This is a genomic window from Mycobacterium sp. 1245801.1 (assembly GCF_001673055.1).
Classification (GTDB): domain Bacteria; phylum Actinomycetota; class Actinomycetes; order Mycobacteriales; family Mycobacteriaceae; genus Mycobacterium; species Mycobacterium europaeum_A.
Map to the genome: position 1 here is coordinate 1 of NZ_LZKY01000246.1, position 21,586 is coordinate 21,586.

Below are 21,586 nucleotides of genomic sequence, written 5' to 3' on the forward strand. Positions count from 1 at the left end.
CACATGTCCAGCGTCGCCCAGCGCGTCCTGGAGCGCCTCGATGCCGAGCTGTCCGACACCGACGACGCGGGCCGACCGGCGATGGTGGGCAAGGTGGCGCTGGCCGCGGTCGTGGGCAACGAGGACGGGGCGCACAAGATCGTGGCCGACCCAGGTGGGCGTCGACACGATGACGATGTCCGCCGATTTGATCTTGTCCAGCAGCGCCGGCCACTCGTCGCCGGGACCCATGTCCGCCTCGACCCCGGGCAGCAGCGCCAGGTCCACGCAGCGCACCTTCTCACCCTCGACGCCCGCGCTGCGCAGCTGATCGAGCAACTGGTCGGCGAGCAGTTCGCTGCTGGACGGCGCCGGGCTCTTCTTCAACGAGCAGACCAACGCGATGGCGCGCAGGGACGGGGTTGCGGCTGAGGACATGGTGCTCACGTACCCCGACCGGGCAACGACAAACGAGGCCCGCGCCCGAGCGGCCTATCCCGGCACCCGGTGCAGCACGCAATCACCGCACAGCGAACCCGCGGGCAGCCGATAGAAGAGGCAGCAGCTGCGGCGCCGGATCCCAGCTGCGGGCCGGTGATGACACCGGATCCGGCCAGCACGCCGGTGTCCAGCAGCGACCCGGTCAGCTCGGTGGTCTTGCGGTGCAGGTCGGGCCGCGCCGCCACCAGGGCCCGTGCGGCGCCCACCAGCGCGGAGGCGATGTTGCCCGCGAGCAGGGCGGGCGCCAGGTTGACCCGCAGGCCGGCGGCGAGCGGTTGCAGGTGTTCTTCGACGACCACCCGGTACAGCGCGTCGTGCGAATCGACGGGCTGCCCGACGGGCCTGGGCAGTCGTAACCGGGCGTCGTCGTCGGCGCGTTGCAGTTCATCGAGGTCGGGGACGACGCCGTGGCCGATCGCGCAGGCGAGCACCGGTGACCACAGCCGGGTGGCGTGGGCGAGGTGGACCAGCGACGCGCCGATCCGCAGGTCCGTCGTGTGGTAGCGGCGGGCGGTGGCGTCGATCAGGTCGGCGCAGCCGTCGGCGTAGGACCGCGCGACCGGATGCCATCCCGCCGGGTCCCCACCCACGGTCAGCGCGAAAAAGCCTCCGTAGGAAGCCGTTTCGGCCAGCTGGGGGGAGATGTCCATGGGTTCGCGACCGCCTCTCGGGGGGATCCGCCCCGAAGAGGCCCGTCGGCGCCTTTCGATCGCCGATGTTGCCACACGCGCCGGGGCGCAACGGCGTGTCGAACTTGAATCGAACACCTGTTCGGCTAGTGTGGTGAGCGTTCGGCCAGTCAACTTGTCGGTGGCCTTCTCTAGTGTCACCGCCAACCGACCGATACCGGTCAGACGAACACCGACTATAGGAGAGACACCATGGCGCAAGCCCCCGACCGCGAGAAGGCTCTCGAACTGGCGATGGCCCAGATCGAAAAGAGCTACGGCAAAGGCTCGGTGATGCGTCTCGGCGACGAGACGCGTCAGCCGATTTCGATCATCCCCACCGGATCCATCGCGCTGGACGTGGCCCTGGGCATCGGCGGGCTGCCCCGTGGCCGGGTCGTGGAGATCTACGGCCCGGAATCCTCGGGTAAGACCACGGTCGCCCTGCACGCGGTGGCCAACGCCCAAGCCGCCGGCGGCGTCGCCGCCTTCATCGACGCCGAGCACGCCCTGGACCCGGAGTACGCCAAGAAGCTCGGCGTGGACACCGATTCCCTGCTGGTCAGCCAGCCCGACACGGGGGAGCAGGCCCTCGAGATCGCCGACATGCTGATCCGCTCCGGCGCGCTGGACATCCTGGTCATCGACTCGGTGGCCGCGCTGGTGCCGCGCGCCGAGCTCGAAGGCGAGATGGGCGACAGCCACGTCGGGCTGCAGGCCCGGCTGATGAGCCAGGCGCTGCGCAAAATGACTGGCGCGCTGAACAATTCGGGCACCACCGCGATCTTCATCAACCAGTTGCGCGAGAAGATCGGGGTGATGTTCGGCAGCCCCGAAACCACCACGGGTGGAAAGGCGTTGAAGTTCTACGCGTCGGTGCGCATGGACGTGCGCCGGATCGAGACGCTCAAGGACGGCACCAACGCGGTCGGTAACCGCACCCGGGTCAAGATCGTCAAGAACAAGGTGGCGCCGCCCTTCAAGCAGGCCGAGTTCGACATCCTCTACGGCCAGGGGGTCAGCCGGGAAGGCTCGCTGATCGACATGGGCGTGGAGCAGGGCTTCATCCGCAAGTCCGGCTCCTGGTTCACCTATGAAGGCGAGCAACTCGGCCAGGGCAAGGAGAACGCCCGCACGTTCCTGAAGGAAAACGACGAAGTCGCCAACGAGATCGAGAAGAAGATCAAGGAAAAGCTCGGCATTGGCGCGGTCGTGACCGATGGCTTGTCCGATGACAGCGTCCTGCCCGCCCCCGTCGACTTCTGAGCCCTCCCGCGAGGAGCAGGCGCGAGCGCTGTGCCTGCGCCTGCTCACCGCGAGAGCGCGCACCCGCGCCGAACTGCGCGGCCGGCTGGCCAAGCGCGGCTATCCCGACGACGTCAGTGCGCGGGTGCTCGACCGGTTGGCCTCCGTCGGCCTGATCGACGACGCCGACTTCGCCCAGCAGTGGGTGCAGTCCCGCCGGACCCACGCCGGGAAAAGCAAGCGCGCCTTGGCCGCCGAACTGCACACCAAGGGCATCGACAACGACGTGATCACCTCGGTGCTCGCCGGGATCGACGCCGGCGCCGAGCGGGACCGGGCGGAGCAGTTGGTCCGGTCCAAGCTGCGCCGGGAAACGCTGAACGACGACGATGCCCGGGTGACCCGCAGGCTGGTGGGGATGCTGGCGCGCCGTGGCTACAGCCAGAACATGGCGTGCGAGGTCGTCTTCGCCGAGCTGGCCGCCGAGCGGGAGCGGCGCCGGGTCTAGCCCTGACGTGCGGTTTCTCGCGTGCCGACCGGCCGCCGTACCATGGCCGGGTGACTTCGATGGTGCGAGAGACCGTGGCGGCGGACGCCGCGCCGGCGCGCACCTACCAAGTCCGCACCTACGGCTGCCAGATGAACGTCCACGACTCGGAGCGGTTGGCGGGCCTGCTGGAAGCGGCCGGATACCGACGCGCGGCCGAGGGTGCCGACGCCGACGTCGTCGTGTTCAACACCTGCGCGGTCCGGGAGAACGCCGACAACAAGCTGTACGGCAACCTCAGCCACTTGGCGCCCCGCAAGCGCGGCAATCCCGAGATGCAGATCGCCGTCGGCGGCTGCCTGGCCCAAAAGGACCGCGACGCGCTGCTGCGCAAGGCGCCCTGGGTCGACGTCATCTTCGGCACGCACAACATCGGGTCGCTGCCCACCCTGCTGGAGCGGGCCCGGCACAACCAGGTCGCCCAGGTGGAAATCGCCGAGGCGCTGCAGGAGTTTCCGTCGTCACTGCCCAGCGCTCGCGAATCCGCCTATGCCGCTTGGGTTTCCATCTCGGTCGGATGCAACAACAGCTGCACGTTCTGCATCGTCCCGTCGCTGCGGGGCAAGGAGGTCGACCGCAGCCCGGACGACATCCTGGCCGAGGTCAGGTCACTGGTGGCCGACGGCGTGCTCGAGGTCACGCTGCTGGGCCAGAACGTCAACGCCTACGGGGTGTCCTTCGCCGACCCGGCGCTGCCGCGGGACCGCGGCGCCTTCGCCCGCCTGCTGCGGGCCTGCGGCGACATCGACGGGCTGGAGCGGGTGCGGTTCACCTCGCCGCACCCGGCCGAATTCACCGACGACGTCATCGAGGCCATGGCGCAGACGCCCAATGTCTGCCCCGCCCTGCACATGCCGCTGCAGTCCGGGTCGGACCGGGTGCTGCGCGCGATGCGGCGCTCGTACCGCGCCGAGCGCTACCTCGGCATCATCGACCGGGTCCGGGCCGCCATGCCGCACGCCGCCATCACCACCGACCTGATCGTCGGGTTCCCCGGTGAGACCGAAGAGGACTTCGCGGCCACGCTGGACGTGGTGCGGGCGGCCCGCTTTTCGGCCGCGTTCACCTTTCAGTACTCCAAGCGGCCCGGCACCCCGGCCGCTGAACTCGACGGGCAGATCCCGAAAGCCGTTGTGCAGGAACGCTATGACCGGCTGATCGAGGTGCAGGAGGCGATCTCGCTGGAGGGCAACCAGGCGTTGATCGGTCAGACCGTCGAATTGTTGGTCGCCACCGGCGAAGGTCGCAAGGACAGCCGCACCGCCCGGATGAGCGGGCGGGCCCGCGACGGCCGGCTGGTGCACTTCGCCGTCGACACACCGGGCGACATCAGGCCCGGCGACATCGTCACCACGGCGATCACCGGGGCCGCGCCCCACCACCTCATCGCCGACGCGGGCGTCCTCACCCATCGCCGCACCCGGGCGGGTGATGCCCAGGCCGCCGGGCAGCGCCCGCGCGGCATCGGCCTTGGCATGCCCGCCGTCGGGCCGCCAGTCGGCCCGGCCGAACCCCTTGGATGTGCACGATGAAAAAAGAGACGAACAACGAAGATTTGCAGCTCGGCGCCCTGCGCACCGAGATCGAGGCCGCCGAACGCCGGGTGGCTCGCGGAATCGACCCGGGCCCGCGGGCCTTCTTCGTGTCGATCCTGGTGTTCGTGCTGCTGGCGTCGTTTGTCTTGCCGCACACCGGCGACGTGCGCGGCTGGGACGTGCTGTTCGGTAGCCACCACGCCGGTGCGGCCGCCGTGGCTTTGCCGTCGCGGGTGTTCGCCTGGCTGGCGCTGGTGTTCGGCGTGGGCTTCTCGATGCTGGCGCTGGTGACGCGGCGCTGGGCGCTGGCCTGGGTCGCGCTGGCCGGCACGGCCATCGCGGGCGCCGCGGGCATGCTGGCGATCTGGTCGCGCCAGACCGTCTCCGCGGGCCACCCGGGGCCGGGCTGGGGTCTGATCGTCGCCTGGCTGACCGTGCTCGTGCTGACCTACCACTGGGCGCGGGTGGTCTGGTCGCGCACCATCGTGCAACTGGCCGCCGAGGAGCAGCGGCGCCGCGTCGCGGCCGCGCAGCAGTCGACCTCGCTGCTGGACGGTCTGGACGAGCCCGCCGCCGAGACCACCGACGACCCCGGAACGACCAAGGGCGCCTGAGGGCGCTAAGGCTTGCGGGTCAGGGCCTCAACGGCCGCCTGCGCCCACTGCCGCCACTGCTCGGCGTTGGCTCGAGCCTCGTCGGCCTCCTTGGTCCGGCCCGCCGCGGCGGCCTTCTGAGCCTGCTGTTCGTACTGCTCGGCGCGGGCCTGGAACTGCTCGGCGCGGGCCTGCGCCTGCGGGTCGGACCAGCCGACGTCGCCGGCGTCGCGCACCTTCTTCTCGACCGCGCGCAGCCGCCGCTCCAACTCGGCGGACCGCTCGCGCGGCACCTTGCCGATCGCATCCCACTTCTCGGTGATCGCGCGCAGCGCCGCGCGGGCGGCGTCGTGGTTGCTGGTGTCGAGCTTCTCCGCCTCGGCCAGCAGCGCCTCTTTGGCGGCCGCGTTGGCCCGGAACTCCGCGTCCTTTTCCGCCGTCACGGCGTTGCGGGCGGTGAAGAACACGTCCTGGGCGGCCTTGAAACGCCGCCATAAGGCGTCGTCGACCTCCCGCGTCGCCCGCCCGGCCGCCTTCCACTCGGTCAGCAGTTTGCGGAATTCCGCGCTGGTCGCGGTCCAGTCGGTCGAGTCGGACAGCTCCTCGGCCCGCTCGCATAGGCGTTCCTTGGCCTGGCGGATCCCCGAGCGCTCCCGGTCCAGCTCGGCGAAGTGCGATCCCCGCCGCCGGTTGAACGCCTCCCGAGCCGCCGAATAGCGCTTCCACAACGCGTCGTCGACCTTGCGGTCCACGCCGGTGATCGTCTTCCACTCGTCGAGGATCGCGCGGAACCGGTCGCCGGTGGCCTTCCACTGCGTCGAGTTGGCGGCCAACTCCTCGGCCTCCGCGGCCAGCGCCTCCTTGCGGGCGGTCTGGGTGGCCCGGTGCTCCTCACGGCGGGAGCGCTCCGCGGCGACCGTCGCCTCGGCGTGCTCGGCGATGGTGGTCAACCGGCCCGCCAGCGCATCGATGTCACCCAGCACGGCCGCCGTCGGCAGCGTCTCGGCCAGCTCGGCCGCGTGCGCCTTGATCTTGCGCGCGTCACCACTTCCCGACGCCAGGCGCTCCTCCATCAGGGTGACCTCGGTGGCCAGGTCATCGAAGCGCCGGCCGAAGTGGGCGAACGCCGCCTCCCGGTCGCCGGCCTGCCAGGAGCCGATGATGCGCTCGCCGGCGCTGCTGATCAGCCACACTGTGCCGTCGTCGTCCACGCGGCCGAACTGGTGCGGATTGCTGGGCGGCGGCATCACCAGCGGGTGCGCGGTGGTGGGTCGCGGTGTCGGCCGGGGGCCGGGACGCGGCCCCGGGCGCGGCACTGGCCGAGCCGAATCGTCGCGAGGCTCGTCAGACGTCATGCGCTCGTCACTACCTTTCGCAACCTTCCGCGCGGTCCGAGTCCCGCGCACCTGCCGCGCGTAGCGGCACCATAGTCCTGCAGCTGCCGGAACCCCCAGGGTTCGCCCAACAGCCGTCTAACGATATTCAAGCAGCTTGCCCTGTGCCACGCCGCCACCTTGGCATTCCTGACCGGACCGGCACCAGCACGGCGCCGGCACCCTGTGGATGCTCCGGCGGCGGTGGCCATCGCCTTCCCGCCGGCCCGCGACCGCGCGCGTAGCCGCCTTGAGGACCGCGACCGGCGGCGCGCCGGGCGGGCGGGGAGATGTTGTGACACTTGTCCCATCCGGGGCGGCGCGCGGCGGGCGAAAGACGCTGGCAGCGAAAGGCCTTTGCCATCGCGCACAGCTACCTGTGTAGTTCTCTTAGAGTTATCCCACGCGTTGCATAGATTGCTGAAGTAGTAGTTGAAACGGTTACCTGCGGCGCAGTTAGCAACGTGTGGAACGTCATAGATTTGTAGTTGAACTGAACGCAAATTGTGCGTGTATTTGCCTGCGCCCCGGGGAAAGCTGGGTCGGACAGTCTAGGGGCGGAGGGGTCGAGAATGTCGAAGGTTGATGTCGCGGCGTTGCTTGCAGTGTGCGCGGCGCTGGCATCCGCGGTCGGCGACGTGATCCGGCAGCGCTCCGCGCACGAGATCACCGACAAGCCGGTCGGCCATCTGGAACTGTTCCGCATGTCATTGCGGGACGCCCGATGGTGGCTGGGCGGCCTGGCCGCGATCGCCAACTACAGCCTGCAGGCCGCCGCCCTGGCCTGGGGTTCGGTGGTGCTGGTGACCGCCCTGCAGGTGACCGCGCTGCTGTTCGCGCTGCCCATCTACGCGCGCCTCGCCCATCACCGGGTGCAACCCCGGGAGTGGATGTGGGCGCTCATCCTGGCGGCCGCGCTGGCGGTCGTCATCATCGTCGGGGATCCGGCGGCCGGCGTGCAGCGGGCGCCGCTGCAGACCTGGATCATCGTCGCCCTGGTGATGGTGCCGCTGCTGGTGGCCTGCGTGGTGACGGCGCGGCTGCGGGCCGGCAGCCCGTTCGCGGCCGTCCTGCTCGCGGTGGTGGCGGGCTCCTCGCTGGCGCTGTTTGCGGTGCTGACCAAGGGCGTCGTCGAGATGTCCGAGCGCGGCCCGGTGGCCGTGCTGACCTCGCCGGAGTTCGTGCCCTGGCTGCTGGTGGCCCTGTGCGGGATGATCTTCCAACAATCGGCGTTCCGCGCCGGCGCGCTGACCGCGTCGTTGCCGACGATGACGGTGGCCAAGCCGGTGGTCGCCGGCCTGCTCGGGGTGCTGGTGCTGGGTGAGACGCTGAATGCCCATGGCCCCAAGGCGTTCGTGCTGGTGGGCGCGGTCGCCGTCGTCATCGGCGCCACGATCGCCCTGGCCCGCGGCGAGGCCGCCAGCATCGATCAGTCCGATTCCCGCGGAGACGGTGCCTCGCGAAAAGTGCCGCCCCGGGCGGCACCGACCGAAGGCGACTTCGGCCCCTTCAGTGACCGTCTGGTGGTGGCCGACACCTCCGGGTGGTGACCTTTGCGGCCACGTTAGTTTGGTGGCGTGCTCAGCGCGATCGCGATCGTCCCGTCGGCGCCGGTCCTGGTGCCCGAACTGGCCGGAGCGGCCGCCTCCGAGGTGGCCGAGCTTCTCGCCGCGACGCTTGCCGCGGCGGCGCTGTTGCCCGACCGCTGGGTGGCGATCGGAACGGGTCCTGACGACGACGAGTTCGGTCCCGACACCGTGGGCACGTTCGCCGGTTTCGGCGTCGACGTGCCCGTCCAGTTGTCTCCGCGGCCCCACGACACCGCGACGCCGGTGCCGCTTCCCGTGTGCGCGTTGCTGGCCGGGTGGGTGCGTGGCCAGGCGCAGCCGCAGGCCAGCGCACGGGTCCGGGTTTACCGCGGCGACCGCGACGCCGCCGCCGCGTGCAAGCTCGGCAACCGCCTGCGCGCGCAGATCGACCGGTCACCCGAGCCGGTCGGGGTGCTGGTGGTGGCCGACGGCGCGAACACACTGACACCGGCCGCCCCCGGCGGGTACGACCCCGACAACGCCGCCGCGCAAGAGGCCCTGGACGACGCGCTGGCCAGCGGCGACGTCACCGCCCTGCGCCAGCTGCCGGACCAGATCCTGGGACGGGTCGCGTTCCAGGTGCTGGCCGGCCTGGCCGGTCCCGGGCCCCGATCGGCCAAGCAGCTGTACCGCGGAGCGCCCTACGGGGTGGGTTATTTCGCCGGCGCCTGGCAGTTGTGACGGCCGTGCGCCCCCTGGCGATCATCGGGCCCACGGGCACCGGCAAGTCGCAGCTGGCCCTCGACTTCGCCGACCGGGTCGAGCGGCTCGGTGTAAGCGCCGAGATCGTCAATGCCGACGCCATGCAGCTCTATCGCGGCATGGACATCGGCACGGCGAAGCTGCCCGTCGAGGCCCGCCGCGGCATCCCACATCACCAGCTCGACGTCCTCGACGTCACCGAGACCGCGACCGTCGCCCGCTATCAGGGCGCCGCGGCGGCCGACGTCGAAGCGATCGCGGCCCGGGGCGCGCTGCCCGTCATCGTGGGCGGCTCGATGCTCTACATCCAGTCGCTGCTCGACGACTGGTCGTTTCCCGCCACCGATCCCGCGGTGCGCGCCCGCTGGGAGCAGCGGCTGGCCGAGGTGGGGGTGGGCGAGCTGCACGCCGAGCTGGCCCGGCGCGATCCCGCCGCGGCCGCGGCGATCCTGCCCACCGATGCCCGGCGCACCGTGCGCGCCCTGGAGGTGGTCGAGCTGACCGGTCAGCCGTTCGCCGCCTCCGCGCCGCGGATCGGCGCGCCGCGGTGGGACACGGCCATCGTCGGGTTGGATTGCGACACAACGATTCTCGACGACCGGCTGGCGCGGCGCACCGACGCGATGTTCGATCAGGGTCTGGTCGGCGAGGTAATCGGACTGCTGGAGCGGGGTTTGCGCGACGGGGTCACCGCGTCGCGTGCGCTGGGCTACGCGCAGGTGCTCGCCGCCCTGGATGCGGGCGGTCCCGCGGGCCCGGATGCGGATCGGCTGCGCGAGGCGCGCGAGCAGACCTTCGTCGGCACCCGCCGCTACGTGCGGCGCCAGCGGTCCTGGTTTCGCCGGGACCACCGGGTGCAGTGGCTCGATGCCGCCGATCGCGCCCCGCTCGTCGACGCCGCCGTGCGGGCCTGGCGCCACGTATCCTGAGCAGGTGAAATTCGCCAAGGGCCACGGCGCCCAGAACGACTTCGTCGTGCTGGCGGACCCGCAGGCCCAGCTGAGCCTGACCGCGCAGCGGGTCGAAGCGCTCTGCGACCGCCGCCGCGGGCTGGGCGCCGACGGGGTGCTGCGGGTCACCACCGCCGGTGCGGCGCGCTCGGCCGGCGTGCTCGACCGGGTGCCCGACGGTGTGGACCCTGGCGACTGGTACATGGACTACCGCAACGCCGACGGATCGGTCGCCCAGATGTGCGGCAACGGCGTGCGGGTCTTCGCGCACTACCTGCGCGCCAGCGGCATGGAGTCCCGCGACGAGTTCGTGGTCGGGTCGCTGGCGGGCCCGCGGCCGGTCGTCGTGCACCGCGCCGACGCGGCCACCGCCGACATCAGCGTCGACATGGGCAAGGCCAACCCCCTGGGCCCAGGGAACGCGGTGGTTGGGGGGCGGCGGTTCTCCGGCCTGGCGGTCGACGTCGGCAACCCGCACCTGGCCTGTGTGGACCCGGATCTGACGCCCGACGCGCTGGCGGCGCTGGACGTGGCCGCGCCGGTCAGCTTCGACGCGACCCAGTTCCCGGACGGGGTGAACGTCGAGATCGTCACCGCACCCGCCGACGGGGCGGTGCACATGCGCGTGCACGAGCGGGGAGTCGGCGAGACGCGCTCCTGCGGCACCGGAACGGTGGCGGCCGCCGTCGCCGCGCTGGCCGGTGCCGGTGCGGCCACCGGCGCCCTGACCGTCCGGGTGCCCGGCGGCGAGGTCGTCGTCACCATCACCGAGGCCACCAGCTTCCTGCGCGGACCGTCCGTGCTGGTGGCCCAAGGAGAACTCAGCGAGGAATGGTGGCGCGAACAGCAGCGTTAAATCGAGTGCACAAAACCTTTTTCGCGTGCATCATCTTGTATTGCCTATGACACATCCCGAATTCCGCGATCACTCTCCGGCCGCACCGGAGCCCAGCACGGGCGAACTCGCCCTCGAAGATCGGTCGGCGCTGCGCCGCGTCGCCGGCCTGTCCACCGAACTCACCGACATCTCCGAGGTCGAATACCGCCAGCTCCGGCTCGAGCGGGTCGTCCTGGTGGGCGTGTGGACCGACGGCACCGCCGCCGACAGCGAGGCCAGTATGGCCGAGCTCGCCGCCCTGGCCGAAACCGCCGGCTCCCAGGTGCTCGAGGGGCTGATCCAGCGCCGCGACAAGCCCGACCCGTCGACCTACATCGGCTCGGGCAAGGCCCAGGAGCTCCGCGAGGTGGTGCTGGCGACCGGCGCCGACACCGTCATCTGCGACGGTGAGCTGTCCCCGGCGCAGCTGACCGCCCTGGAGAAGGCCGTGAAGGTCAAGGTCATCGACCGCACCGCGCTGATCCTCGACATCTTCGCCCAGCACGCCACCAGCCGGGAGGGCAAGGCGCAGGTCACGCTGGCCCAGATGGAATACATGCTGCCGCGGCTGCGCGGCTGGGGTGAATCAATGTCGCGGCAGGCCGGTGGACGCGCCGGCGGCAGCGGGGGAGGCGTGGGCCTGCGCGGTCCCGGTGAAACCAAGATCGAGACCGACCGGCGGCGCATCCGCGAGCGGATGGCCAAGCTGCGCCGCGAGATCAAGGACATGAAGCAGGTTCGCGATACCCAGCGCAGCCGGCGGGTGCACAGCGACCTGCCCGCGATCGCCATCGTCGGCTACACCAACGCCGGCAAGTCGAGCCTGCTCAACGCGCTGACCGGGGCCGGGGTGCTGGTACAGGACGCGTTGTTCGCCACCCTGGAGCCCACCACCCGGCGCTCCGAATTCGAGGACGGCCGGCCGTTCGTGCTCACCGACACCGTCGGATTCGTCCGGCACCTGCCCACCCAACTGGTCGAGGCGTTCCGCTCCACGCTGGAAGAGGTCGTCGACGCCGACCTGCTGGTGCACGTCGTCGACGGCTCCGACGTCAACCCCCTGGCGCAGATCAACGCGGTCCGCCAGGTGGTCTCCGACGTCGTCGCCGACTATGGGACCGACCACGACGGCGGCGCCCCTCAGGAGCTGGTGGTGGTGAACAAGGTCGACGCCGCAAGCGATTTGGCGCTGGCCAAGCTGCGCCACGCCCTGCCCGACGCCATGTTCGTCTCCGCGCGCACCGGCGACGGGATCGACGCGCTGCGCCGCCGGATCGCCGAGCTCGCTGTGCCCGCCGACACCGCCGTGGACGTGGTGATCCCGTACCACCGCGGCGACCTGGTGGCGCGCCTGCACGCCGACGGACGCGTCCAGACCGAGGAGCACAACGCCGAGGGCACCCGGATCAGGGCCCGGGTCCCGACGGCCCTGGCCGGCCGGCTGCGCGAGTTCTCGGCCGACTAACGGGCGTTTGCCCCACGACCGGGCGATGTGCTGCGTCGCGGCGCCCGAGACCCCCGACGAGGGCGGTAGCCGACCTCGCCAGCCGCCGACCAACCGTCCGGTTGGTATATGTTGGGCTGCAGAATCCCAGTCGCCGGAGGTCTTCCATGAGCAGCGCCATCAAATACCAGCGCACTCTTTTCGAGTCAGAGCACGACCTGTTCCGTGAGTCCTACCGGGGCTTCCTCGAGCGCCACGTCGCGCCCTATCACGACGAGTGGGAGAAGGCGAAGATCGTCGACCGCGGCGTCTGGCTGGAGGCCGGCAAGCAGGGCTTCCTCGGCATGGCGGTGCCCGAGGAGTACGGCGGCGGCGGCAACCCCGACTTCCGGTACAACACGATCATCACCGAGGAGACCACCGCGGGCCGCTACAGCGGCATCGGTTTCGGCCTGCACAACGACATCGTGGCGCCGTACCTGTTGGCCCTGGCCACCGAGGAGCAGAAGCAGCGCTGGCTGCCGAAATTCTGTACCGGAGAGTTGATTACGGCGATCGCGATGACCGAGCCGGGCACCGGCAGCGATCTGCAGGGCATCAAGACCCGCGCGGTCAAGCAGGGCGACCATTACGTGCTCAACGGGTCAAAGACGTTCATCACCAACGGAATCAACTCCGACCTGGTGATCGTGGTCGCGCAGACCGACCCGGAAAAGGGCGCACAGGGCTTCTCGCTGCTCGCCGTCGAGCGCGGCATGGAGGGCTTCGAGCGCGGCCGGCACCTGGACAAGATCGGGCTGGACGCACAGGACACGGCCGAGCTGTCGTTCACCGACGTGCACGTGCCGGCCGAAAACCTGCTGGGCCAGGAGGGTATGGGGTTCATCTACCTGATGCAGAACCTGCCGCAGGAACGGATCTCGATCGCCATCATGGCGGCCGCGGCCATGGAACAGGTGCTGGAGCAGACTCTGCAATACACCAAGGAGCGCAAGGCATTTGGCAAGCCGATCGGCAGCTTCCAGAACAGCCGGTTCGTGCTCGCCGAGCTGGCGACGGAGGCGACCGTGGTCCGCATGATGGTCGACGAGTTCGTGCGCCTGCACCTGGACCACAAGCTGACCGCCGAACAGGCCGCGATGGCCAAGTGGTACTGCACCGAAAAGCAGGTGCACCTGATCGACCGCTGCCTGCAGCTGCACGGCGGTTACGGCTACATGCGTGAATATCCCGTTGCCCGTGCCTATCTGGACGCGCGGGTGCAAACCATCTACGGCGGCACGACCGAGATCATGAAGGAAATCATCGGCCGCAGCCTCGGTGTATAGCGTTTCGTTTGCTGGGTAGCTTCGGCAGCCGCGGTCGAATTTGTCGACCAGCGGTCGGTGCGGGCGTGAATTCGGTGGTGGTTCCCATACCGTCGGCGGATGTGTCTCGGGTACGCCGGGCGCGTCGTCGCGCATAGTCAGGCCCGCGATCGCCCCGCGGGCGACGCCTCCTGCACCGCGGGCGGCCGCGTCCGGCGCAATTCGGCTGTGCGAGTCGGCAGTCCGGCGGCGTTCCTCGAGCGCGCGCTCCGGCCGCTTTTCTGTGCGATATCCGCAACACAGCGCGAACGGTGGCCCGGCGGGTCGCGATTGGGCCATGGGCACGCATCATTTCGACATCGGTGTGGTATCCGTTTTTGTAAAATTCGTGATTTGACTTCGCATTTCTTGTTGGTTGGAGCAAAGTTATGCGAGCCCGGCGGTAAGGCTGATCGTGCGCGGGTCCATTTTCCGCGCAAGCACGGCCCGCTCGCCGGTTATGCAGGTAAGGGCATAGCCGCAGATAGATCCCTATCCGCCGGCTGGGAGGCTTGGTGAAGGTGCAGAGAGGTCACATGCGCAAGCTGATCGGAAGCGCGCTGGTCAGCTTGACGACCACCGCACTGGCCGCCGTGCTGCTGGCCCCCACCGCGGTAGCGAGTCCTATCGGCGACGCCGAAGCCGCGATCATGGCCGCCTGGGACAAGGCCGGCGGCGACACCTCACCATTGGGCGCTCGCAAGGGCGACGTGTACCCCGTCGGGGACGGTTTCGCCCTGGACTTCGACGGCGGCAAGATGTTCTTCACCCCGGCCACCGGAGCCAAGTTCGCCTACGGGCCCGTCCTCGACAAATACGAGCAGCTCGGCGGGCCGGCCGGCAGCGACCTGGGCTTCCCGACCATCAACGAAGTGCCCGGTCTATCCGGCCCCGACAGCCGGGTGATCACCTTCTCGGCCAGCGACAAGCCGGTGATCTTCTGGACACCCGAGCACGGCCCGTTCGTGGTGCGCGGCGCGCTGAACACCGCCTGGGACAAGCTGGGCAGCTCGGGCGGGGTGCTGGGCGTGCCGGTCGGCGACGAGACCTACAGCGGCGAGGTGTCCTCGCAGAAATTCAGCGGCGGCCAGGTCTCGTGGAACCGGCAGACCAAGCAGTTCACCACCGAACCGCCGGCGCTGGCCGATCAGTTGAAGGGTCTGCAGGTGGCGATCGATCCCACCGCGGCGATCAACACGGCGTGGCGCGCGGCGGGCGGACCCAGCGGGCCGTTGGGCGCCAAGCAGGGCGGCCAATATTCCGTCGGCGGTGACGGGATCGCTCAGAACTTCGCCGGCGGAAAGGTGTTCTTCACGCCGGCCACCGGCGCGAACGCCGTCGAGAGCGACATCCTGGCCAAATACGAGTCGCTGGGCGGCCCGGTGGGCAGCGACCTCGGATTCCCCACCACCAACGAAACCGACGGCGGCATAGGCCCTTCCAGCAAGGTCTGCACCTTCTCCGCCGCCGACAAGCCGGTCATCTTCTGGACGTCGGAGCACGGCGCGTTCGTCATCCGCGGCGCGATGAAGGCGGCGTGGGACAAGCTCCGCGCCCCCGCCGGCAAGCTCGGCGCGCCGGTCGGCGACCAAACCGTGAACGGCGACGTGATTTCGCAGCAGTTCACCGGCGGCAAGATCTCATGGAACCGGGCCAAGAACACGTTCAGCACGGAACCGGCCAACCTGGCGCCCCTGCTGTCCGGCCTGCAGGTGTCGGGTCAGAACCAGCCCAGCAATTCGGCCATGCCGGCGCACGCCAAGAAGTTCACCTGGCACTGGTGGTGGCTGATGGCCGCCATTCCGGTGTTGGTGCTGCTCGTACTCCTGGCGTGGGTGCTGTTCGGCTGGCGCCGGCGCCGGCCCGGCCAACCCGACGTTGCGGGCTATGCGCCCGACCGCGGCCGCGACTTCGGCTACGACGCCGACGGCCCGTGGGGGCACGACGATTCCGAGCACGACGCCGAGTCGTTCGCGCCGCTGAGCGCGCCGGCCGAACCGGCGCCGGACGTCGGGCGGGTCAGCTGGCAACGTCAGGCTCCGGCCGAGAGCGATTACGGATTCGAGCAGGACGACCCCGACGCCGTCGACACCGACTCCATCCCCGTCGTCTCCGAGGAGATGCTGTCAGAGGCCGACTATCCCGCGGCCGAGTCCGACTACACCGACTACGCCGACGAAGTCCCCGAGCTCGCCGAGCCCGAGACCGCGGACGACGCGGCCTACGTCGACGCCGAGGACCCCGACGCCGACTATGCGCGCCAGGCCTACCCGGACGACGAGTATCCCGACGTCGTCGTTCCCCGCACCCCACCGGACACCGACGCCGTGACCGGCGCCCTGGAGACCGCCGAGCCCGAGGACGACTACCTCGACGTCGCCACGCCCGAGCCCGACGTCGAGTCGGGGGCCGCCAGCGCCACGGGAGCCGACGCGGCGGACGCCGTGGGCGCCGGTGCGGTCGCCGCGGGGACGCCGGCGCGTAGCGGTCGGCACGCCGCCGCCGACGACGCCGAGGACGGCTCGGAAAACGGTCTGGCGGGCCCGGACGGCCGGCCGACGATCCATCTGCCGCTCGACGACCCGTACCAGGCGCCCGACGGATACCCGATCAAGGCCAGTGCGCGTTACGGGCTGTACTACACGCCGGGCAGCGACCTGTATCAGGACACGCTCGCCGAAATCTGGTTGTCGAGCGAGGAAGTCGCGCTGGCCAACGGCTTCACCCGGGCCGACTGACTCCTCGCGCGTCAGACCTTGCGGATGACCGTGACGACCTTGCCGAGCACGCTCGCGTCGTTGCCGGGGATGGGGTCGAACGCCGGGTTGTGCGGCATCAGCCAGACCTGACCGCCGGCGCGTTTGAACGTCTTGACGGTTGCTTCGCCATCGAGCATCGCCGCGACGATGTCGCCGTTGTCGGCGACGTTCTGCTGACGCACCACCACCCAGTCGCCGTCACAGATCGCGGCGTCGACCATCGAATCGCCGACCACCTTGAGCAGGAAAAGCGTTCCCTCGCCGACCAATTCGCGCGGCAGGGGAAAGACGTCCTCGACGGCCTCCTCGGCCAGGATCGGTCCGCCCGCCGCGATACGCCCGAGCACCGGGACGAACGTGGGTTCGGGCAGGGCATCCGAGCCGGCCACCTCGGTGGCGGGCGCCGCCACCTCGTCGTCGGCCCCGCGGACATCGACCGCTCGCGGACGATTGGGATCGCGCCGCAAGTATCCCTTGCGCTCCAGGGTGCGCAGCTGGTGTGCCACTGATGAGGTCGACGTCAGGCCGACGGCGTCGCCGATCTCGCGGATGCTCGGCGGGTAGCCGCGGCTGGTGACCGACGCGCGGATGACATTCAGAATGGTGCGCTGCCGCTCGGTCAGCGAAGGATCCACGGAGTGCAACCGGCCTTCGGGGCCGGGCGGAGAAATGTCGTTGCTGTCGCCCATGGCACTGAATGTAGCCGCCCGACGAACAAGAATCAAACATGTGTTCGAGTGGCGTGTCGCCCCGGATGGAACGCCGGCGGAGAAGGCCCAAAGTCGGGTGAATCACAAATGTGTAACTCTTCGGGATATCGGGTATCTGGGCCTCGTGACAGTGGTAGAGGCCGACGAACTTGTCGGTGGTGTGATCTAGCGTTTGCTCGTGCGACACGCTTCGCTCAAATGTTCGGGTTTCGAACACACAAGCGATTAGTGTCGAACACACGAGCGAGAGCTAGTTGACCGGAGGAACGAAGATGACAGTCATCCACACGCCTGCGCCGCGTATCAGCAGTCTTCGGCGCCCGATCAACGGACCCGTCCAAGGCGTTCGGTACGGACGTGACGGACTGGCCCGGTCTCGCAGGCCCGCGCCGGCCCGCCCGGCGGGTGCGGCGACGCGCTACTACGGCACCGGGGTGGCGATGTCGGTCGCTCCGCACCGCAGGCGGGCCACCACCTGGGCGTCGACGATCGGGCTGGCAGTGGCCGCCGGAGCGATCACGCTGTGGCTGGGTCTCGTCGCGAACGTCGGGCAGGTGCTCAATGGCGACTCCGCCAACTCCGCGGCCCACGTTCCCGACCGGCTCGCGGTCGTCCGCGTCGACGCGGGGGAGTCGCTGCAGGACTTCGCGCACCGGGTCGCGCCCGACGCGCCGACCACCCAGGTCGCCGACCGTATCCGCGAACTCAACGACCTGCACTCGCCCAACCTGATGGCCGGCCAGACCCTGATCGCTCCGGTCGGCTGACAACCGTTGTGCGAAAACGGCTTCGTTAGCCGTGCAGATCGGCGCGCGGGTACGCTCAAAGTCCTGCGGTTGTTTGTCGGCACGGTGAAGGAGCGGTCATGCACTGTCCGTTCTGCCGTCATCCCGACTCCCGGGTGATCGACTCGCGCGAAACCGACGAAGGCCAGGCCATCCGCCGGCGCCGCTCCTGTCCCGAGTGCGGACGACGTTTCACCACGGTGGAGACCGCGGTCCTGGCGGTGGTCAAGCGCAGTGGCGTCACCGAGCCGTTCAGCAGGGAAAAGGTGATCAGCGGCGTCCGCCGCGCCTGCCAGGGCCGCCAGGTCGACGACGACGCGCTGAACCTGCTGGCCCAGCAGGTGGAAGACACCGTGCGCGCCGCGGGTTCCCCGGAGATCCCCAGTCACGAAGTGGGTTTGGCCATCCTCGGGCCGCTGCGCGACCTCGACGAGGTGGCCTACCTGCGGTTCGCCTCGGTGTATCGCTCATTCGAGTCCGCAGCCGATTTCGAACGCGAGATCCAGGCGCTCCGGGATCACCGCGGAGTGGCCACCCCGGGCTGACAGCGCTCCCCGGGCCGTCCCGGCCCGCATCGTCGCCCGGCTAGGTCTGAATCGCCCGGCTCCTCCCCGGGCCGTCCCGGCCCGCATCGTCGCCCGGCTAGGCTCAAATTCATGCCCCCTGACTTGCATCCCGACCTCGCGGCGCTGGCCCCGCTCCTTGGGACCTGGTCCGGCCAGGGCGCGGGAAAGTACCCGACGATCCCGCCGTTCGACTACCTCGAGGAAGTCGTGTTCGCCCACGTCGGTAAACCGTTTCTGGCCTACGGGCAGAAAACCAAGGCGGTGGCCGACGGCAAGCCGCTGCACGCCGAAACCGGATATCTCCGGGTGCCCCGACCGGGCCACGTCGAGCTGGTCCTGGCGCATCCCAGCGGCATCACCGAAATCGAGGTGGGCACCTACTCGGTCAGCGGTGACGTCATCGAAATGCAGATGGCCACCACGGCCGTCGGGCTGACCCCCAGCGCCAAAGAGGTGACGGCGCTTGGCCGTTCGTTCCGCATCGACGGCGACGAACTGTCCTACACCGTGCGGATGGGCGCGGTCGGGCAACCACTGCAGGACCACCTCGCCGCGGTGCTGCACCGGCAAGGCTAGACCGCCCGCGTGGCCCGAGCCGTCAATCCAGGTGTCGCACACCGTCGTTGACGACCCGCCCGGCCACCCCGACCCAGCCTTCGGCGCTCCACGTCGTTTCGATGACGGAGCCCCTGCCCTGGGTGATCCGCAGGCTCTGGCTCAGGTAGTCGGTGATGCGCATCGCCGCCGAACCGGTGGCCTCGTCCTCGACCACGCCGAGGTTGGCGGCGAACATCCGCACCCGCAGCGATCCGGTCGCCCGGTCGGTCCAGGCCCACAGGTAGTGCGCGGTGTCGTCGGGGAAGTCCGCCGGGTCGGCGGCGAGAACCTCGTCGGCCGAGGCGAACTCGTGCAGGGCGAAGTCGGGCGCCCAATCCGCGCGGGCGTTGATGCGGGCGCGGTCTTCGTCGTAGCCCACCTGCACGAGGCCCGCGGGTACCCGCAGGGTGTTGATCGGCGAACCGTTCTCGCGCAGCCACCACGTCGCGCCGACGGTCGGGTGGCCGGCGAACGGCAGTTCGGTGCGCGGCGTGTAGATGGCGGCGTGTGCGGTTGAGGAACCGGTGGCCGGGAGGTCCACGAAAACCGTCTCGCTGTAGCCCAATTGGGTTGCCAGCCGCTGCCGGTGGGCATGGTCGACCCGGCGCGCGTCGACCACGCCCAGCGGATTACCGAAATTGCCGTCCGAATCGGTGAACACCCGCAACACCGTCACGTCGATCCCCATGGCCCGACTGTACGGCGCCGAAGGCGTCCGCATCGATCATAAGATCAGGTGGCGCTGCGTTCGTCGGACCCCATGGCGTTCAGTACGGCGACGCGAGTGGGCGCGGGGCCCGAGACGGCCCGCTCGCCGCCGCCGGTGCGCAGCAAGCTGCGCAGATTGGCCTGATCATATTCGGCGGGGTCGGTGGAATCGATGAAGCGCTCGACGACGTCGATGAAACGGGCCGGGTCATCGTGGAAGGGGAAGTGGCCGGAGCCTTCGAAGATCTCCAGCCGCGAGCCGGGCATCGCGGCGTGCGCCATCCACGCGTGTCGGACCGGGACCACCACATCCTTTGTGCCCCAGACGATTTGCACCGGGATGGCCTCGGTCAAATAACATCGGTCGAGCATGGTGACGATCTGCCCACGCCAGTCCACGACCGCCCGCAGCGTCCGGCTGAACGCCGCGGACGCCGTCGGTTCGGGCAGGTCGTCGAGGATGCGCAGCACGTTGGGCAGATCGCGGGCCAGGCCGCTGCTGCCCAGCGCCATGCCCAAAACGCGTCCCATCAGCTGAACCGTCGGCAGCACCAGCGGTAGCCGCAACAGGGCGATCGCCTCGCTGCCCATCGGCAGCGACGCCCACCGCAAGACGAAGTTGACGTCCTTGGTCACGCCACCGGCACCCACCAGGATCAGCCGCTCCACCAAATGCGGGAATTGATAGGCGAATTGCATGGCCACGCCGCCGCCCAGCGAGTGACCGATGATCGTCACCCGCTCGATGTCGAGCACGCTGAGCAGGTCACGCATCCCGTTCGCGTAGGCCGCGATCGAGTAGTCGGCGCGCGGCTTGTCCGATCGCCCGTGCCCCAGCAGGTCCGGGGCGATCACCGTGAATCGCTGGGCGAGCTTGGCCTGCACGGTATTCCACGTGGTCGAGTTGTCGCCGATGCCGTGGATCAGCAGGATCGCCGGCCCGGAACCGGCGATGCGGTAGGCCCGCTTGTAACCGTGGATGGTGCGGAACTCGAGTTTGGGTGCGGTCACTTCACGCACCGGGCGGAGCGTGGGATTGCGCTTCCGCTCGGTCATATCGCCAACCTTGGTGTCGGGCCGGGCTAAGGCGGTCTGGCTAGGGGCTGGTGCTGCGGGGGTCAGGCATGGTCGTCGTCGTCGAACTTCTTCTCCGCTTGCTGGGCCAGAAATCGCTCGAATTCTGCGCCTAGCTCATCGCCGCTAGGCAGATCCTCGTCGCGAGCCAGTAACGATCTGTTCTCCTGAGCGTCGATGAAGGCATCGTACTGGCGCTCCAGCGCGGTCACCACTTGAGCGACCTCCGCGCTCGCCTCGACCTGCTCGTCGATCTTGGCCCGGATCACCTCGGCCGCCTCGGTCAACGCGGTCAGCGGCAGCTCCAGCGACGCGGTCTTGGCGACCTGCTCGAGCAGCGCCTGCGCGGCGGCCGGATAGTCGGTCTGGGTGAGGTAGTGCGGGACGTGCACGGTATAGCCGACCACCTCATGACCGTGCTGGCCCATCCGGTATTCGAGCAGGTTGGACGCGCTGCCGGGAACCTGGATCTCCGAGATCCACGGCTGGAAGTTGGCGATCAGCTCCGGATTGTTCGAGTGAGCCGTCATGGTGGTCGGCCGGGTGTGCGGAACCGCCATCGGGACGGTGCCCAGGCCGATGGTCTGGCGGACGCCGAGGCGCTCGGCCAGCAGCCGCACCGCGGTGATGAAGCGCTCCCACTTCAGATCCGGCTCCATGCCGGCCAGCAACAGGAACGGGGTGCCGACCGTGTCGCGCAGCGCGTAGAGGTTCAGCTCGGGCTCTTCGTAGTGGGTGAAGTGATCGGTCTTGAACGTCATCAGCGGCCGCCGGGACCGGTAGTCCAGCAATTCGTCGATCGCGAAGGACGCGACCAGCTCGGTGTCTAGCACCGCCTTCAGATGCGCGGACGCCAGCTTGATGGCATGACCGGCGTCGGAAAAGCCCTCCAGGGCGTGCACCAGCACCGGACCGCGGCCGTCGGACGTCGACAGCTGCGGCGCCGGCAGCTCGAGCTCGTACATCCCGGCCTGCCCCGGCTGGTACCGGTCAGCTGGGTCTTGGTGGTGAGCCATCTGCGATCGCCTCCTCTCGGGG

The 21,586-nt window shown here is 69.6% G+C and carries 20 protein-coding genes and 1 pseudogene; 14 read left to right on the forward strand and 7 right to left on the reverse strand.

What is annotated here, in order from left to right:
• Both A5622_RS15685 and A5622_RS15690 read right to left on the reverse strand, forming a co-directional pair.
• Window positions 1–417: NAD(P)H-dependent oxidoreductase (locus A5622_RS15685; RefSeq protein ID WP_232002985.1), on the reverse strand; the 417-nt coding region annotated here is incomplete at its 3' end.
• A gap of 54 nt (window positions 418–471) precedes the next feature.
• Window positions 472–1,130 (reverse strand): annotated as a pseudogene (locus A5622_RS15690) ((2Fe-2S)-binding protein).
• 231 nt (window positions 1,131–1,361) lie between these two features.
• Here A5622_RS15690 and recA point away from each other — a divergent pair.
• From recA to A5622_RS15710, 4 genes are read left to right on the forward strand one after another with little or no spacing between them, the layout of a single operon-like run.
• Window positions 1,362–2,414, forward strand: coding sequence for a recombinase RecA (recA, locus tag A5622_RS15695; RefSeq protein WP_066860775.1), 1,053 nt, complete (start codon window positions 1,362–1,364; stop codon window positions 2,412–2,414).
• Window positions 2,380–2,901, forward strand: a complete 522-nt coding sequence (recX, locus tag A5622_RS15700) for a recombination regulator RecX (protein ID WP_066879739.1) — start codon at window positions 2,380–2,382, stop codon at window positions 2,899–2,901. Before recA ends, recX begins: the two co-directional genes overlap by 35 nt.
• 59 nt (window positions 2,902–2,960) lie before the next feature.
• A complete protein-coding gene (gene miaB / locus A5622_RS15705; RefSeq protein WP_197508027.1) occupies window positions 2,961–4,472 on the forward strand; it encodes a tRNA (N6-isopentenyl adenosine(37)-C2)-methylthiotransferase MiaB in 1,512 nt (503 codons plus the stop codon).
• Entirely contained in the window at window positions 4,469–5,089 is a 621-nt protein-coding gene (locus A5622_RS15710) for a hypothetical protein (protein WP_066879742.1), read from the forward strand. Before miaB ends, A5622_RS15710 begins: the two co-directional genes overlap by 4 nt.
• Window positions 5,090–5,094: 5 nt before the next feature.
• Here A5622_RS15710 and A5622_RS15715 read toward each other — a convergent pair whose 3' ends face one another.
• Window positions 5,095–6,423, reverse strand: a complete 1,329-nt coding sequence (locus tag A5622_RS15715) for a DUF349 domain-containing protein (protein ID WP_066860765.1) — start codon at window positions 6,421–6,423, stop codon at window positions 5,095–5,097.
• Between the two features lie 590 nt (window positions 6,424–7,013).
• Between A5622_RS15715 and A5622_RS15720 the strand changes: the two genes are divergently transcribed.
• From A5622_RS15720 to A5622_RS15750, 7 genes are all read left to right on the forward strand, one after another.
• Window positions 7,014–7,991, forward strand: coding sequence for a DMT family transporter (locus tag A5622_RS15720; protein WP_066860762.1), 978 nt, complete (start codon window positions 7,014–7,016; stop codon window positions 7,989–7,991).
• Window positions 7,992–8,018: 27 nt separating this feature from the next.
• Window positions 8,019–8,711, forward strand: coding sequence for a hypothetical protein (locus A5622_RS15725; RefSeq protein WP_066879745.1), 693 nt, complete (start codon window positions 8,019–8,021; stop codon window positions 8,709–8,711).
• Window positions 8,712–8,716: 5 nt separating this feature from the next.
• Window positions 8,717–9,661: a tRNA (adenosine(37)-N6)-dimethylallyltransferase MiaA gene (miaA, locus tag A5622_RS15730; protein WP_066879807.1), complete on the forward strand. Its 945-nt coding sequence runs from the start codon at window positions 8,717–8,719 to the stop codon at window positions 9,659–9,661.
• 4 nt (window positions 9,662–9,665) lie between these two features.
• Entirely contained in the window at window positions 9,666–10,538 is an 873-nt protein-coding gene (gene dapF / locus A5622_RS15735; protein ID WP_066879809.1) for a diaminopimelate epimerase, read from the forward strand.
• Between the two features lie 46 nt (window positions 10,539–10,584).
• Window positions 10,585–12,024 (forward strand): GTPase HflX, encoded by a 1,440-nt coding sequence (gene hflX, locus A5622_RS15740; RefSeq protein ID WP_066879749.1) that lies wholly within the window; start codon window positions 10,585–10,587, stop codon window positions 12,022–12,024.
• 146 nt (window positions 12,025–12,170) lie between these two features.
• Complete coding sequence (locus A5622_RS15745) at window positions 12,171–13,331, forward strand: acyl-CoA dehydrogenase family protein (RefSeq protein ID WP_007774924.1); 1,161 nt, start codon at window positions 12,171–12,173, stop codon at window positions 13,329–13,331.
• Window positions 13,332–13,885: 554 nt separating this feature from the next.
• The gene (locus A5622_RS15750) at window positions 13,886–16,087 is read left to right on the forward strand and encodes an LGFP repeat-containing protein (RefSeq protein ID WP_066860753.1); all 2,202 of its coding nucleotides are present in this window, start codon (window positions 13,886–13,888) and stop codon (window positions 16,085–16,087) included.
• An 11-nt stretch (window positions 16,088–16,098) separates the two neighbouring features.
• Here the strand turns inward: A5622_RS15750 and lexA are convergent, their stop codons facing one another.
• On the reverse strand, window positions 16,099–16,797 hold the full coding sequence (gene lexA / locus A5622_RS15755; RefSeq protein ID WP_066860750.1) for a transcriptional repressor LexA: 699 nt from the start codon (window positions 16,795–16,797) through the stop codon (window positions 16,099–16,101).
• 293 nt (window positions 16,798–17,090) lie between these two features.
• On the opposite strand from lexA, the gene A5622_RS15760 reads away from it, so the two are divergent.
• The 3 genes from A5622_RS15760 to A5622_RS15770 all read left to right on the forward strand — a co-directional run bounded on the left by A5622_RS15760 (window position 17,091) and on the right by A5622_RS15770 (window position 18,745).
• Window positions 17,091–17,585 (forward strand): LysM peptidoglycan-binding domain-containing protein, encoded by a 495-nt coding sequence (locus tag A5622_RS15760; RefSeq protein WP_066860747.1) that lies wholly within the window; start codon window positions 17,091–17,093, stop codon window positions 17,583–17,585.
• A 98-nt stretch (window positions 17,586–17,683) separates the two neighbouring features.
• Window positions 17,684–18,148: a transcriptional regulator NrdR gene (nrdR, locus tag A5622_RS15765; RefSeq protein WP_066860744.1), complete on the forward strand. Its 465-nt coding sequence runs from the start codon at window positions 17,684–17,686 to the stop codon at window positions 18,146–18,148.
• Window positions 18,149–18,259: 111 nt separating this feature from the next.
• Window positions 18,260–18,745, forward strand: coding sequence for a peroxynitrite isomerase (locus A5622_RS15770; protein WP_066879751.1), 486 nt, complete (start codon window positions 18,260–18,262; stop codon window positions 18,743–18,745).
• Window positions 18,746–18,767: 22 nt separating this feature from the next.
• On the opposite strand, the gene A5622_RS15775 is transcribed toward A5622_RS15770, so the two are convergent.
• The 3 genes from A5622_RS15775 to A5622_RS15785 form a co-directional block, all read right to left on the reverse strand.
• Entirely contained in the window at window positions 18,768–19,454 is a 687-nt protein-coding gene (locus A5622_RS15775) for a PhzF family phenazine biosynthesis protein (RefSeq protein ID WP_066879754.1), read from the reverse strand.
• Between the two features lie 44 nt (window positions 19,455–19,498).
• Window positions 19,499–20,530, reverse strand: a complete 1,032-nt coding sequence (locus tag A5622_RS15780; protein ID WP_066879756.1) for an alpha/beta fold hydrolase — start codon at window positions 20,528–20,530, stop codon at window positions 19,499–19,501.
• A 62-nt stretch (window positions 20,531–20,592) separates the two neighbouring features.
• A complete protein-coding gene (locus A5622_RS15785) occupies window positions 20,593–21,564 on the reverse strand; it encodes a proteasome assembly chaperone family protein (protein WP_066860735.1) in 972 nt (323 codons plus the stop codon).
• Window positions 21,565–21,586: the final 22 nt, after the last annotated feature.

What these genes read in the sequence shown, in the direction of transcription:
- A5622_RS15760 (WP_066860747.1), top strand. Translation starts at nt 17,091, where the DNA reads ATGACAGTCATCCACACGCCTGCGCCGCGTATCAGCAGTCTTCGGCGC.
- nrdR (WP_066860744.1), top strand. Translation starts at nt 17,684, where the DNA reads ATGCACTGTCCGTTCTGCCGTCATCCCGACTCCCGGGTGATCGACTCG.
- A5622_RS15745 (WP_007774924.1), top strand. Translation starts at nt 12,171, where the DNA reads ATGAGCAGCGCCATCAAATACCAGCGCACTCTTTTCGAGTCAGAGCAC.
- hflX (WP_066879749.1), top strand. Translation starts at nt 10,585, where the DNA reads ATGACACATCCCGAATTCCGCGATCACTCTCCGGCCGCACCGGAGCCC.
- A5622_RS15770 (WP_066879751.1), top strand. Translation starts at nt 18,260, where the DNA reads ATGCCCCCTGACTTGCATCCCGACCTCGCGGCGCTGGCCCCGCTCCTT.
- A5622_RS15780 (WP_066879756.1), bottom strand. Translation starts at nt 20,530, where the DNA reads ATGACCGAGCGGAAGCGCAATCCCACGCTCCGCCCGGTGCGTGAAGTG.
- recX (WP_066879739.1), top strand. Translation starts at nt 2,380, where the DNA reads ATGACAGCGTCCTGCCCGCCCCCGTCGACTTCTGAGCCCTCCCGCGAG.
- A5622_RS15775 (WP_066879754.1), bottom strand. Translation starts at nt 19,454, where the DNA reads ATGGGGATCGACGTGACGGTGTTGCGGGTGTTCACCGATTCGGACGGC.
- A5622_RS15720 (WP_066860762.1), top strand. Translation starts at nt 7,014, where the DNA reads ATGTCGAAGGTTGATGTCGCGGCGTTGCTTGCAGTGTGCGCGGCGCTG.
- A5622_RS15785 (WP_066860735.1), bottom strand. Translation starts at nt 21,564, where the DNA reads ATGGCTCACCACCAAGACCCAGCTGACCGGTACCAGCCGGGGCAGGCC.
- lexA (WP_066860750.1), bottom strand. Translation starts at nt 16,797, where the DNA reads ATGGGCGACAGCAACGACATTTCTCCGCCCGGCCCCGAAGGCCGGTTG.
- miaB (WP_197508027.1), top strand. Translation starts at nt 2,961, where the DNA reads ATGGTGCGAGAGACCGTGGCGGCGGACGCCGCGCCGGCGCGCACCTAC.
- recA (WP_066860775.1), top strand. Translation starts at nt 1,362, where the DNA reads ATGGCGCAAGCCCCCGACCGCGAGAAGGCTCTCGAACTGGCGATGGCC.
- A5622_RS15715 (WP_066860765.1), bottom strand. Translation starts at nt 6,423, where the DNA reads ATGACGTCTGACGAGCCTCGCGACGATTCGGCTCGGCCAGTGCCGCGC.
- A5622_RS15750 (WP_066860753.1), top strand. Translation starts at nt 13,886, where the DNA reads ATGCGCAAGCTGATCGGAAGCGCGCTGGTCAGCTTGACGACCACCGCA.
- A5622_RS15710 (WP_066879742.1), top strand. Translation starts at nt 4,469, where the DNA reads ATGAAAAAAGAGACGAACAACGAAGATTTGCAGCTCGGCGCCCTGCGC.